At 43.5% G+C, this 13,274-nt stretch carries 13 protein-coding genes; 4 read left to right on the forward strand and 9 right to left on the reverse strand.

Annotated features, from left to right (window positions below):
• The coding region (locus AB4653_RS16220) for an HAD family hydrolase (protein WP_372104725.1) at nucleotides 1–298 on the reverse strand (298 nt) is incomplete at its 3' end.
• A gap of 246 nt (nucleotides 299–544) precedes the next feature.
• Between AB4653_RS16220 and AB4653_RS16225 the strand changes: the two genes are divergently transcribed.
• On the forward strand, nucleotides 545–754 hold the full coding sequence (locus tag AB4653_RS16225; RefSeq protein WP_009845895.1) for a hypothetical protein: 210 nt from the start codon (nucleotides 545–547) through the stop codon (nucleotides 752–754).
• 162 nt (nucleotides 755–916) lie between these two features.
• On the opposite strand, the gene AB4653_RS16230 is transcribed toward AB4653_RS16225, so the two are convergent.
• From AB4653_RS16230 to AB4653_RS16255, 6 genes are all read right to left on the reverse strand, one after another.
• A complete protein-coding gene (locus AB4653_RS16230; RefSeq protein ID WP_009845896.1) occupies nucleotides 917–1,798 on the reverse strand; it encodes an L-ribulose-5-phosphate 3-epimerase in 882 nt (293 codons plus the stop codon).
• A gap of 8 nt (nucleotides 1,799–1,806) precedes the next feature.
• Nucleotides 1,807–2,454, reverse strand: a complete 648-nt coding sequence (locus AB4653_RS16235; protein ID WP_009845897.1) for a 3-keto-L-gulonate-6-phosphate decarboxylase UlaD — start codon at nucleotides 2,452–2,454, stop codon at nucleotides 1,807–1,809.
• A 4-nt stretch (nucleotides 2,455–2,458) separates the two neighbouring features.
• Nucleotides 2,459–3,280 carry a pyridoxal phosphatase gene (locus AB4653_RS16240; protein WP_009845898.1) on the reverse strand — a complete coding sequence of 274 codons (822 nt, stop codon included), beginning with the start codon at nucleotides 3,278–3,280 and terminating at the stop codon, nucleotides 2,459–2,461.
• A gap of 98 nt (nucleotides 3,281–3,378) precedes the next feature.
• The gene (locus AB4653_RS16245; RefSeq protein WP_032555158.1) at nucleotides 3,379–4,071 is read right to left on the reverse strand and encodes an L-ribulose-5-phosphate 4-epimerase; all 693 of its coding nucleotides are present in this window, start codon (nucleotides 4,069–4,071) and stop codon (nucleotides 3,379–3,381) included.
• Between the two features lie 16 nt (nucleotides 4,072–4,087).
• Nucleotides 4,088–4,555 carry a PTS sugar transporter subunit IIA gene (locus tag AB4653_RS16250; RefSeq protein ID WP_009845900.1) on the reverse strand — a complete coding sequence of 156 codons (468 nt, stop codon included), beginning with the start codon at nucleotides 4,553–4,555 and terminating at the stop codon, nucleotides 4,088–4,090.
• Between the two features lie 66 nt (nucleotides 4,556–4,621).
• Entirely contained in the window at nucleotides 4,622–6,460 is a 1,839-nt protein-coding gene (locus tag AB4653_RS16255) for a PTS ascorbate-specific subunit IIBC (RefSeq protein WP_009845901.1), read from the reverse strand.
• Between the two features lie 339 nt (nucleotides 6,461–6,799).
• Here AB4653_RS16255 and ulaR point away from each other — a divergent pair, with 339 nt between their 5' ends.
• From ulaR to AB4653_RS16270, 3 genes are all read left to right on the forward strand, one after another.
• On the forward strand, nucleotides 6,800–7,555 hold the full coding sequence (gene ulaR, locus AB4653_RS16260; RefSeq protein WP_009845902.1) for an HTH-type transcriptional regulator UlaR: 756 nt from the start codon (nucleotides 6,800–6,802) through the stop codon (nucleotides 7,553–7,555).
• 120 nt (nucleotides 7,556–7,675) lie between these two features.
• Entirely contained in the window at nucleotides 7,676–8,743 is a 1,068-nt protein-coding gene (ulaG, locus tag AB4653_RS16265; protein ID WP_009845903.1) for an L-ascorbate 6-phosphate lactonase, read from the forward strand.
• Nucleotides 8,744–8,811: 68 nt separating this feature from the next.
• Nucleotides 8,812–9,054 (forward strand): hypothetical protein, encoded by a 243-nt coding sequence (locus AB4653_RS16270; protein WP_009845904.1) that lies wholly within the window; start codon nucleotides 8,812–8,814, stop codon nucleotides 9,052–9,054.
• A gap of 53 nt (nucleotides 9,055–9,107) precedes the next feature.
• Here AB4653_RS16270 and AB4653_RS16275 read toward each other — a convergent pair whose 3' ends face one another.
• Nucleotides 9,108–11,339, reverse strand: a complete 2,232-nt coding sequence (locus AB4653_RS16275; RefSeq protein ID WP_009845905.1) for a hypothetical protein — start codon at nucleotides 11,337–11,339, stop codon at nucleotides 9,108–9,110.
• 402 nt (nucleotides 11,340–11,741) lie between these two features.
• Nucleotides 11,742–13,274 (reverse strand): hypothetical protein (locus tag AB4653_RS16280; RefSeq protein ID WP_372104728.1); only part of this gene is annotated, 1,533 nt, incomplete at its 5' end.

Below are 13,274 nucleotides of genomic sequence, written 5' to 3' on the forward strand. Positions count from 1 at the left end.
GCTGTAAGAGTGCATAGGTTTCTGGAATAACATCCCCTTTGTGCTCAATGGCTTCAAAGTTGGCAATTTTGTCCGAAGTAATTTGTTGAGCATCAAGAGTTAGATCGTAACGCTTAAGGATCTCTTGAGTCACTTTTCGCGATGGCATCCCACCAAGTTGATCGAGCCACTCTTTGTCGTAGGGAATACCAAACTTCTGACAAGTTTGTTCCCATGCATGAGCGTGTGCAACCATAGAATTGACCAGAGTCCCATCGAGATCAAAAATAATTCCTTTATATTTATCTAACTTTGGCATAGTCAATCTCTCATATTGTTTTGAGACTCATACTACTAATCACCATACATAAAACCTATTCATGATCGTCTTAATATGATCTTATTCAACAATCCGACAATTAAACGAATTGATGCAATAAAAGCCGTTGTTTTACTATTGAAATCATATTTTGAACACATCTCACCCATTTTTACTTAAACCAAGTAGAGTTGCATAAATTGAAGATGATATAGTCCACGAAAATCAAATACCTTGGACACGACCATGCATTCTAGCGACATCATCAAATTGGCAAATTTAGGCGTTAATATCGAAATTTCAAAAGACTCTTCATTACATCCTTCTGATGCGTTGGAAGTGGTAAAGATTGTTGCTGAAATCGGTAGCCAAATCGTCATCAAGAAGAAATACCACACGGACTACCTGATTCAGATGGCTGAAGTGGGCCGTGATCATGTGACGATCGCTGTTTAAGAACCGCCACTATTTCGAAATTGACATAACCTCAGCTTCAGCAGTTTAGAGCGACATGTTGATATAAAAATGCAGCATATTGGGGGCAATATGCTGCATTTTCTCTTTTCGTTATGAGCATCGAGAACGCAAAGAGAAACTGGTTAATTATTCTAGGTAGAGTTAGTGGTCAAACAATCTCGGAACACCCGTTTGAACACAAACTTCATTCAAACGTTTTTGTGCCGTCAGTATATTCTCTTTCCAGCGTTCATCTTGAGCCCACATCTCGATCACGAGTGGTACAACGCACTCAGTCTCTTTCAACGTTTCAAAAATAGCATTGAAGTCAACTTCGCCATCACCAATCACTAAGTCTCGAAACTGCCCTTTGTACTCGTCAGTCACTTTATAAGTGTCTTTGAGGTGGATCTGAGTGATATGAGGCTTACTCAGTTTTAGCTCCGTCACTATGTCGTAATTCCAACCAGAGATATTGCCCACATCAGGATACGCCGTGAAATACGGTGAATTAACTTCGCGACTCAGCACTTCGAACTTACTCAAAGAGTTCAAGTAATCGGTGTCCATTATTTCCACAGCAAGCATTACGCCCGCTCTTTCCGCCAACTGCGCCGAAAGCTTCATGCCTTCAATGAACCTATGGTTAGTCACTTTATCAGCAGGTTCGTAGTAAACGTCATAGCCAGCCAGTTGGATGGTACGAATACCCAACTTATAAGCCAACGAGATCGCTTTCTCCATATGGATAACCGCTTGTTCACGAACCGCCGGATCTGCTGAACCGAATGGGAACTTACGATGCGCGCTTAAACACATGGATTGCAGCGGTACGCCGTGCTTTTCACAAAGACGACGCAAGGCATACACTTCTTCGTCATTCCAATCTAGTCGACTGCGACGCTCGTCTGATTCGTCTACCGATATCTCAAGAAAATCAAAGCCGAGTTCTTTGGTTTGCTTAAGTTTATCTTCCCAGCTGAGTTCGTTAGGTAGGGCCTTTTCATAAAGCCCTACACGGTGGCGTAACAAGTTTTGATACATAACGCCTCCTAGTTCCAGTAGCGATCGATCTGAGCTTTTAGTGCTTCTGCTGTTTCTTTACCTTTGTCACCCGCAAGTGCGCGACCCGCGATAAAGGTTTTCGCCTTAATGCCTTCAAATAGGTATAGGTCTTCAGGCACGATGCCACCTGTGATAGAAAGCTCGATACCCATTTCAGACAATGCACGCATCTTCACGAGATCTTCTTCAGTCCAGCCCACACCAGCTAATTCAGCGTCACGAGAACGGTGATAGATAGCTTGAGAGATACCTAGGTCGACCCAAGATTGAGCATCGTCCATTGTCCAGTTACCATAAATTTCGATTTGGATTTCACCGTTAAATTCATCAGCGACTTTCTTACATGCACCAATGGTTGCGATGTGTGCAGCAGCAGAAACGGTAATCCAATCAGCGCCCGCTTCGAATGCCATACGAGCCAAAATAGCACCGCCATCGGTGGTTTTCATATCGCATACAAGGATATGGTCTGGGTGGTTTTTACGAAGCGTAGAAACCGCCGTCATGCCTTCTGCGAAAGCCAAAATAGTGCCCACTTCAATCACATCAACGAAGCTTTCAACGTTGTTTGCCACTTCAATTGCTGCAGGAAGATTTGTTTGGTCTAGGGCGATCTGAATCATTGGTTTAGTCATGTTGTTATCCTTTAATTTGTTCACGTATTAGACGGGCTAAGCCATCATGGTTGTTATCTGTTGAGCACACGCATTGAACGTGTGACTTGACGATGTCATCAGCATTGAGCATCGCTACGCCTAACCCGGCGTACTTGAGCATGGAAATGTCATTGTGGTTATCACCGACGGCAATGACGTCATCGGCTTGATAACCGAGTTCTGCGATGTATTCAGCAAGGCGTAGGCCCTTACTGTTACCTTTCGCAGCAAAGTCGATTCGGTTTGACCAAGAGCGCTCACCGTTGAAGTTCTCTTCTATCCATGGGTGTTGCATTAAACGGTCTACTGAGTCTTGGCTACCTTCCACCACAAACTTCCAAACGTGTTCGGCTTGCTGAGCCGTTTCAATGAATGATTCCACTTGGTAAATTTGAGGGCGATGTTGCTCTGGTGCCGTTTCTGCCCAACTTTCCAATGCCAACATGTAGGCAAATGGGTTGTAGTGTGAGTACGTCATGGCATGCGTGATGTACATGACCATTTTGAGCTGAAACTCTTCTGCCATATCGATGAAGGTCAGTGCTTTGTCTTTATCTATCGCGTTTTGAGTCAGTACCGTTTCAGTTTGATAGTCGTAAACATAAGTGCCGTTACAGCAGATGATTGGCGTATCTAACCCCAATTCGTAGTAATAAGGTCGTGCTGCTGTGTGGTGTCGACCAGTCACAATCACGACATGACAACTTTGTTTGGCTTCTTGGATCGCCTTTTTCAGTTCTGGATGAATCGTGTGATCATCCTTTAACACGGTTCCATCGAGATCTAACGCCAGCACTTTATACATAGAGTCCTCTCACTTATTCCCTGAAGTCGGGCCTAATCAATATTGAAACTACTTAGAGTCGAAGCTCGTTAAACGGCTTACTTAAACGAACAACCGATTTACTGTTGGCCGTAATAAGCATTTTCACCGTGCTTACGTAAGTAGTGTTTGTCGGATAGTTCTGGCTGAATTTTGATACCGCTATTCAAGGTGCGGGTTGCCAAGGCCATTGCAGAAACTTCTTCTAATACCACCGCGTTGTGAACCGCATCGTTGGCATCTTTGCCCCAAGAGAAAGGTGCATGTCCTGCAACAATCACGCTGGGAACGGCCATTGGATCGATTCGACGCTGCTTGAACTCTTCAATGATCACCAAGCCGGTATTTTTCTCGTACTCTTTAGCAATTTCAGAGTGAGACAATCGACGAGTACATGGGATGTCACCGTAGAAATAGTCAGCATGAGTAGTACCCAAGGCCGGAATATCGATACCAGCTTGTGCCCAAATTGTGGCACTGCGTGAATGCGTGTGAACAATGCCACTCACTTCCGGGAAAGCTTTATAAAGCTCTAAATGAGTTGCGGTATCACTTGAAGGATTAAGTTTCCCTTCAACAATGTTGCCTTCTAGATCGACGACCACCATATCTTCAGCTGTCATATCGCAGTATTCGACACCTGATGGCTTAATCGCTATCACGCCATTAGTACGGTCAAACTCAGAGACATTGCCCCAAGTGAATGTCACCAAACGATACTTCGGAAGCTGCAAATTGGCTTCTAAGACGCGTTGTTTCAGTTGGCTATATATAGACATAGTTGTCTCCTTACGCTGCTTCCGCTTGCAGTAACGCAGCATCAATTAAACGCGCCACTTCTTCTGGGCTTTTGCATGCGCGAAGTTTTGAGAAATCTTCATCGAACTCAATCAAGTTCGCCACTTGCATGGTACCGTCGATGTGTTCTTCTGAATCTTTACCCGCTAGCGTGATCAGTACATCAACTGGCTCATCAACACCTTCAAACGTAATGGGCGTTTCAAGCACGGTTAACGCAAACCCGGTACGAATCACACCATCTTCAGGCCGGCAATGAGGCAGAGCGAACGCATCGTGAATACAGATATAAGGGCCTTCTTCACCAATCGCTTTGGTAATCGCGTCGTAGTAACGCTCTTCAGCAACACCGGCTTTAACCAATGCGTCAGTACCTAGCTTGATCGCCGCTTTCCAGTCAGTTGCTTTTGCGTTCAGTAGGATAGAGTTATTCTTGATAAGAGATTCTTTTAAGTTCATGTTATTGCTCACTTATATAATTGTTTTTATTGGCTCAGCAGTGCGATACCACTGAGCCGTTTATCATTATTTGTGGAAGTTGTTCTCGATGATGGAAACAAGCTCGTCGCCGAAAGTTTTCACCATAATCATGTTCTTAACCGCTAACTGTTGCTTACCTTCCGGCAGACCCGTAATCTTCGCTGCAAGCGCAACCGAAGTAACGATGATGTCGAATGAACCAAGGTGCGATTTGTAATCAGTGATAGCGCTGTTAAAGGTCGAACTAGGAATGCCTTTCTTGTCCAAGTACTCTTTGATTTTCTTAGAGCACATCATTGAAGAACCTTGCCCTGAACCACAGCACACTAAGACACGAACCGGTTTCTGGTCAGCTGCTGGTGAGACTCGATTTTCGGATGTTGTAGAAGCTGCCGTTGCAGAAGCTGAAGGAGCTTGAGCAGTTGCTGTTGATTGTTGTGGTACTGCGACTTCAACCTCAATGCCCTCAGGTGTTACTGCGGTCATTGTTTCAGCGGCAGCTTCTGCGTCTTCTTCAGCTCGTAGTTGTTTAGAAGCGAAGTACATGTAGACACCAGCTAAAGCCAAAATCCCGAAGAAGAACATGTTAGAGCTCGAAATACCTTGCATGATAGGTGGGAAGACGAGAGCCCAGTCAGCCATACCCATCCAGCCATTAAACTCTGCTCCCGATTGAGCAAAGATATGAATTGCCCAAGCAGAACCAACCACCTCGATGATGCCCATCACGAAACAGATCTTCATTACCGCTTTCCAACCACCGAAGTGGTTCGCAAACACACCAATCGTCGCGTTCGAGAAGAACATTGGGATAAAGCCAGGAATGATCATGATAGGAGAATCAAAGGCTAACATTGCAAGAACGGCTGTGAATTGACCAACAGCGCCCCACATGAAACCGAACACCATTGCATTTGGAGAGTATGCGTAGATAGCCGCACAATCGATTGCTAACACAGCGTTAGGAATAAGGCGTTGAGAAATACCATTAAATGCCTCAGACAATTCCGCTACGAACATACGGACGCCGGTGACGATAACTTGAATAGCCACTGCGAATTTCAACCCAGTTTCGAAAATATAGATAAACCAGTGTGTTTTTCCTGCCATGTCTTGAAGGTTATCAAGACCAAATGAAAGAAGAATAATGCCGAAGAAAGCAGTCATGACTAGCGTTGTCGCTGCGATACTGTCGTGGAAAATGTGTAACCATTTAGGCAGTTTGATGTGGTCAACGCTGTCATTTTTGTCGCCAAGCTTAGGAGCAACCTTTGTCGCTACCCATGACGCAAACTGTTGTTGGTGACCAATAGAGAAACCCGCCCCGCCAGTAACCTCTTGGGTAGGCTTGAACATGATGTTAGACGAGATACCCCAGTACAACGCCATCAATATTGCTGAATAGATGATGGTTTCCCACATACCTGCACCAAGCACGAAGTAGAAAACAGCAATGAGGCCAGCTTGTTGGAACATGATATGTCCCGTAAGCATGATGGTTCTGATGCCCGTGATGCGGCGGAAGGCAACAAGAAGAATATTGAGACCAAGTGCCAGTAATACGGCATATCCAACCCAAGAATAATTGTCTCCCATGGTCTCCATGGTAGACATCATGGTTGTGTACGGATCTATCACTGACCCCGTCAATCCATGAATCTCACTCATTTTCAGAATCACTGGTTTGAAACCCGCTACCAATGTTCCTGCACCTACCTGCACTATCATGAAACCAACGATGGTTTTGATAGAGCCGGAGATAATAGTTGTTGCGTCACGCTTGAGTAGAATGTAACCCAGACAAGTAACAAGACCGAGTAGCAAAGGTGCTTTGGTCATTACCTGACTGTAAAAAATATAGAAAATATCGTATAAGAATTCCATATCTTTACCCCTGATTAATTTTAATTTTAATGGTATGTAGGATGTGATGATGTCTATTTTTGCTCACGAATTAGACTTTACCAATCAAAAGTAATCATTCAATGCTCACTTGTGATTACTTTGATTTATATCAATTAACCACACCCAGAATGTGCCTAATTGAGCTTCGGATCACACCAAAAAACAACAAATCAAATAAAATCAATAACTTATAAATCATTGTGATTAAGATCTAGTTTTTATAGCAATGTAGTTTGACAATCATGATGGTGATTATTAGAATCAAAACAAATCAAAAGTAATCATCAAATTGTCACAACGACATAAAGAGTGATAAATATGAATGAAGTACAAAGACATAACGGCATCGTGTCGCTATTAGAAGATATGCAGACAATAAACGTCTCACATATTATTGATAAATTTAGTGTTTCACCTGCTACTGCAAGACGTGACATCGCTAAATTAGATGAAGTTGGCCGACTTAGAAAAGTTCGAAATGGCGCTGAGCGAGTAGAGAATCAGAAGAGAAAGTGGTCACCACTCAATATCAACAGCACTGAGTTCTATGAAGAGAAAGCAGAGATTGCGCAAGCAGCAGCAGGACTTTGCGAGGCTGGAGATACAGTTGTGATCAACTGTGGTTCTACTGCGTTCCTACTTGGACAACAGTTATGTGGGGAAGATGTACAGATCGTAACGAACTACTTCCCACTCGCAAGCTACTTGATCAACGAAGATCATGACGATGTCATCATCATTGGCGGTCAATACAACAAAGCGCAGAACATCTTTTTAAATCCCGCGCCCAATTCACTGGGAGGCTATGCTGGAAACTGGATGTTTACCTCTGGTAAAGGCTTAACCGATGCTGGCCTCTACAAAGCCGACATGTTAACTGCTGTAGCAGAGCAGCAAATGCTTGAACAGGTCGATAAACTCGTTGTTGTTGTCGACAGTTCAAAGGTTGGACAACGTACCGGAATGCTCTTTTGCAGCACCAAGCAAATAGACATCGTCATCACTGGTAAAGATGCCAACCCCGAAGTCGTCAAGCGGATTGAAGCTCAAGGGACGCAAGTCATCCTAGTTTAAATCGAAGGGCTAACTAGCCCACCAATAATAATAAATTTAGCTCAGTGCCTTAATCAAAATTAAGGCGCTCGGCTCCCTACATCCAAAATTAATCAAATTATTGAAATAAAAGGTATTATCATGAGCAACGTAAACGAAATCACTCGCGAGTCTTGGATCCTAAATACATTCCCTGAGTGGGGCACATGGTTAAATGAAGAGATCGAGCAAACCGTCGTGCAACCGAATACATTTTCTATGTGGTGGCTTGGCTGTACAGGTATTTGGCTAAAATCAGAAGGTGGTGCAAACCTATCAATGGACTTCTGGTGTGGTACTGGTAAAAAAACACAAGCTGTTCAAAAAATGAAAAACCAGCACCAAATGATGCGTATGGGCGGTGTTGAAGCACTTCAGCCAAACCTACGTACTGCAATCTTCCCATTGGACCCTTTCGCTATTAAAGAGATCGATGCGGTTATGGCATCTCATGATCACGGCGACCACATTGACATCAACGTTGCTGCAGCCGTTCTACAAAACTGTGGCGAGCACGTTAAATTCATTGGTCCTAAAGCGTGTGTTGATTTATGGATGAAATGGGGTGTGCCAGAAGATCGTTGTGTTATCGCGAAAGTTGGCGACGAGATTAAGATCAAAGACGTCAATATTAAGGTTCTTGATGCATTCGACCGTACTGCTCTAGTGACACTTCCTGAAGGCACTTCTTCTTTAGACACTGATATCTTAGGTGGCATGGACGATCGTGCAGTGAACTACCTAGTAGAAACGACAGGCGGTTCAGTTTACCACTCTGGTGATTCTCACTACTCAAACTACTACGCTAAGCACGGTAATGACCACAAGATCGACGTTGCACTGCTTTCTTACGGTGAAAACCCACGTGGCGTAACTGACAAAATGACGTCTTCAGACATTTTACGTGCCGCTGAATCTTTGGATTGTGAAGTCGTTGTTCCTTTCCACCACGATATCTGGGCTAACTTCCAAAATGACCCACGTGAAATTGAAATGCTGTGGAACATGAAGAAAGAACGTCTGCAATACGGCTTCGCACCTTTCTTCTGGCAAGTCGGTGGCCGATACACTTACCCTACAGATAAAAGTCGCATGCACTACCAACACTTCCGTGGTTTTGCAGATATCTTTAAAAATGACCCAGAACTGCCATACCGCGCATTCTTGTAATCATTAGTACCAACATTAACTAGGGAGCGATTCGCTCCCTTTTTTAATCATCGAATAAGGATATTGATATGGTATTACGCGAATTTAAGGAGCATTTCAAACGTGGCGATTTAGAATCAGCAATTGCCGTAAACTCTCCAAACAATGATGGCTATTACTTGATGGTTCTAAGCAGCAAGTGGGGAATAAATAGTTTCTTAGAGTCCGACCGAAAGCTGAAACCAAGGGTATTCAAGACCCAACAAGCTCTACTAAATGCGGCAAAATCAATTGGCTTCAGTCATCAATCAGTCGATATGCAAAATTTCTAGAGCCTTCTGCCTCCTGCTCTATCAAATGCTCCCCTTCGTCTATCTAAATAATTCTAATAAAGCAAGAACAGCCCTTCATAACCGCCAATATGAATTTCAGTCACATACTCTCCGATGTTGCCGTTTTCATCGACAGGCTTCATCGGCACGTCCAATACAATCATCAGCTTCTCTGCCTCATAAAAGCTCGAATTCTTACCGTGGAAATCCGTGCGGTACAACACACGACCATTGCTGAACTCTCTCGCTAACACCATATCTTCAGGGCCACCCGCGGCCACCTGATTTTTAGATTGATACATAAAGTACGTGAACGTAGGTAGAACGTGAGTCATACCATTAGGCAGATCAGCATGCACCACTTCACTCATCGATGAATCACCAACGATGGTGTAGTCTGCGGGTTGAGGTGTCGTTGTCGACAACATCAAAGGAATTGGCTCAAATCCCTGTAGGGCCTGATGACTCGCCTCTCCCAAATCAACGGCTAATAACGAACTTGGTTGATAAGCGATATTTTTAGGGACACCACTTTGCCAGAAAGTGTCTGCAGTCGTGTTATCACTCCCATAGACGTAACTATTGTTCCACTGATTAAAATAGCTGTGTTGAGCATGTCGATTGAGGTGGTAAATCGCTAGGGTCGAGTATTGGTCTTTCTTCCAATTCTCTTCACTATTTCCTAGATATTGGACTCGCCCGTAACGCGTTGTCGCCTGAAAAATAACTCTTTGTCCATTGTAGGCGAGCGCAGAATTATCCCAGAACTTAGAGATCCCCGAGTAACCACTAAATCCAGTAGACGGAAAAATGTAATGCTCTCTCAGATACAAAGACCCGGCTTCGCTAAGATGAGACTGCCCATTTCGACCCAGCAAGTTCGCCATACCAATGTTCAACCCAATAGACGCATCACTTTCTAAAACAGATAGATTTTGGAGAAACGCTGAAAATTGTTGCTTGTAGAGATCATCCGCTTGATTTGAACCCGCAACAGATCCTAACTCTTGAACATGTCCGCCAGAATGGACATAGAACTGGTTCGAGCCAATGAGTTTATTTGTGTCGTCGTTGTATGCACCATTCAAACCTTGGCTTGCCCAGCTTTGCTTGTAGTAGCGATGAATGGCCAATAAATAATCCGCGTTTGCGACGTTCGTTAACGACCAAGATGAATTCGTGCTCCACATTCGACCAAATGGCACCACTCTTGATTCCCAACGAAAACGCGCTGTCGCATTCTTATTGGTTCGATTTCGATACTCGCTTGGCGACAAGTAGTTATCGCCATTCAGGTCTGCAGACACGTCAAAGCCACGAATTTTTCGCCATTGGCTGATAGCATTGCCATCCGGAGTTGTGGTCGGAGCGTCGGTTAACTTAACGGTTGGAAAGCTATTTTTGAGTTTTACTTCTTTTAACCGCGGCCTGTCGTCTGCGTTCTCACTTTGCCAACGAACTCTCACAACGTATAAACGGCCACCCTCTCTCAAAAAGGTTGAACCAAAATACTGGCCGCCACCATAACTCACCCCACTGCCATCATGAGTTGTGGCTCTTACCCAGTTACCCGGAAGGTTCCAAATCACCGATTGGTTTCTGGTCATATTGAGCGTTTTGTCTTTCTTTACATCGAGCCTTTCCCACTGTGAAACCCTTCCGTGAGAGTCAATAGCTGTTGGGTATTCAATCCAGAATTCGCCGCTGACAGCAAACTGTGAGAACTTAAAGGTCAGACGTTCGAACTGTTCAGCATGATAGACATACAAAGCCCCGCCCTGTTCGAAATTCTCAAACACATCAGCATCCCAAGGAGGCTCTTGATACAGCCAAAAGCCCGCATGATCTTCACTGGCTGTATAGCCCAAGGTCATAGGCTTTCCACTTAAGAGAGTATTTTCACCGTGGGTGTTATCAACTTCTGCAAGCACTGTATCTTCAGAAAAATGGAGAAAGAAGTCTTCAAAATCAACGCCATGTAATTCTGCGTTATTACGAAGGTCATTCTCCAACCAACCAGAATTGAGCTCCATTTTTTGGTTATACATATACCCAATTGTCGTAGCTCGCTTATTGTCGGTTTTATCTGCATAAGAGCCAAATACGAGGTCACTGTTCGCAATTTCCCAATCAATGACAGCATTCGCAGACATTGGGGAGCCCGAAAGATCAGCGCCGGATTCATGTTGCCCTGGCAGTACAATCGCTGTACCAACAGCAAAAGAATAGCCGGTAATTAAATATGAAAGAATGAGTGTGAGCAGCCCAGAAATGTAAGTTTTCATGATTCAAACTTCCTAATCGATACTATTGCCAATCAAAATACCTCATTCAAAATCAACATATTACGCGTCAAATTAGGGAGCAATGTAAGAAAAAAGTATCGTCTAGAAAAGTTCATAGTTCAAGCGTTAAGCCCCCCGGTTCGACGAGCATTTAAGTGTGCCATCGAATGCCCGAATGAAGACAATCTGAAACTACCGCCAGCTTAAAAGGGAAATGACAGCTTCACCTCTAAGGTCATTTGAGTTCGGGATGAAATGATTATGTTGGTCGTTATAAAAACCAAATGAGAGGGGGATTAGGCTTGCTGTGTCAGTATCAATCGATGAAAACCACCTACGGATGTAAGTGGTTTTTGCCGGAATAAATAGAAGGGATATATTTAGGTGCTTGAGTCGCTTTAACTAGATTTTGTCTACCTTAACAACCTCATCGTTAAATTTAATGTATTCCACATTGGAAATCTTGTCCGTTCCAATCGATTTACCAGAAATTTTTGTCACACCACCAGCCAGCTTTTCAATCGAATAATCGTTTTTGTTACCATTAATCTTCAATACATCGGTACCATCAGATCCATCGAAAGTGTTGTTAGCAGAATTCCCCTCAAAATAATTATCCTGAGGATTTCCAAGTATATCTAAAGCCTCAGAACCTACGATTTTCAAATTTTTAATATATTGAGATTTAAAGGTGTACTTTTCTTTATCATCAGAAGAAATTTGGATCTTAAATGTATTATTTAAAGACGGATTCGCTTTCAAATACGTATCGACCTTTGCACTATCAATCCTTGCCGTATATTGATGATATTCAGGCAAGAATTCTTTGACGATAGCAAAACCAGTACTATCACTAGGCAAAGTTTCTCGGGTAACGTAACGGTAGTTATCCATTCCTCCAAACTCTGAATTAAACCCACCATACATTCCGTAATACGTGTCTGCTAGTGCGGCAAAATACTCGTGAGAAAAGGTTTGCCCCATCTTATACTGCTCAGGCATTCCTAGGTCTTTACCTATATCGTCACCGCCCCAATCGCCATCCCATTGTTCTTCACGTTTTTCATCAAGAGTTGCGCCTGCTGCTTGTGGACTCCAAATGGAACTTTTAGCCACATAATCTTTGCTAGTGTCTTTATCCTCGTAAACATATAAGCCTGTTGTGCTGTCATACCGATAATCTTTGAAAATACTCAAGCTATGGGCAGTAATTCTTTTTTGCAATCCGCCTTTGCTACCATCACCGGTCAAAGGGGCAATTCCTTGAGCTTGAGTTATATGAAGAATTTCTTCTATTGAAGCATCTCTTTTACCTACATTGGTAACGGAATTATAACCAGTGAAATACTCTGTCTCACCAACGTATGTCGTTTCGTTATAACCAAGCGCTTGGCTATGAACAAACCAACCATATTTTTTGAATAGATCATTATCTGAAGCTATCAGCTGCAGGTAGTTATCAGCTGTAGCTGAGGCAAGTTTAGGCTCACGCGCTTTCAACAACCTCAGTAGCTCTTGCTGAAGATTACCAATATCACCTTCTGACGATGCCATAAGAAGCGTACCCTGACGCTGACTTATCGATTTAAAGACATCAAGCTTACTCAGTTCTGTATTCGCTCCATTTTCGGACAGAAGAGAAGTCCACACACCAATGGCTTGACGCAGATCCTCATCACTACCTTTTGTCGCAAGAATGGTAATACTAATACTTGAATCTGAGCGTAACGGTATTTTAATAAAGTAATCAAAACCTGCATCTTTCGCTATCTGGTAGTTACTTGGGAATACCGTATTAAAAGCACTGTCGACATTGTAATTGGTGATCAAACTCGATTCGCTTGGCAAGGTATATCCGGGAGGAGGGGTAGGCTTAGGAGTGGTGGCGGCGGTACTCTTACTATCGCTACCACATGCTGAAAGCAAAGGTAAAAT

Origin of the sequence: Vibrio sp. 10N.222.48.A3 (assembly GCF_041475345.1) — a bacterium.
In the GTDB taxonomy this organism is placed as follows: domain Bacteria; phylum Pseudomonadota; class Gammaproteobacteria; order Enterobacterales; family Vibrionaceae; genus Vibrio; species Vibrio tasmaniensis_A.

Coding starts and splice junctions, on each gene's coding strand:
- ulaG (WP_009845903.1), top strand. CDS start 7,676: ATGAGCAACGTAAACGAAATCACTCGCGAGTCTTGGATCCTAAATACA.
- AB4653_RS16230 (WP_009845896.1), bottom strand. CDS start 1,798: ATGTATCAAAACTTGTTACGCCACCGTGTAGGGCTTTATGAAAAGGCC.
- AB4653_RS16225 (WP_009845895.1), top strand. CDS start 545: ATGCATTCTAGCGACATCATCAAATTGGCAAATTTAGGCGTTAATATC.
- AB4653_RS16250 (WP_009845900.1), bottom strand. CDS start 4,555: ATGAACTTAAAAGAATCTCTTATCAAGAATAACTCTATCCTACTGAAC.
- AB4653_RS16235 (WP_009845897.1), bottom strand. CDS start 2,454: ATGACTAAACCAATGATTCAGATCGCCCTAGACCAAACAAATCTTCCT.
- AB4653_RS16270 (WP_009845904.1), top strand. CDS start 8,812: ATGGTATTACGCGAATTTAAGGAGCATTTCAAACGTGGCGATTTAGAA.
- AB4653_RS16240 (WP_009845898.1), bottom strand. CDS start 3,280: ATGTATAAAGTGCTGGCGTTAGATCTCGATGGAACCGTGTTAAAGGAT.
- ulaR (WP_009845902.1), top strand. CDS start 6,800: ATGAATGAAGTACAAAGACATAACGGCATCGTGTCGCTATTAGAAGAT.
- AB4653_RS16275 (WP_009845905.1), bottom strand. CDS start 11,339: ATGAAAACTTACATTTCTGGGCTGCTCACACTCATTCTTTCATATTTA.
- AB4653_RS16255 (WP_009845901.1), bottom strand. CDS start 6,460: ATGGAATTCTTATACGATATTTTCTATATTTTTTACAGTCAGGTAATG.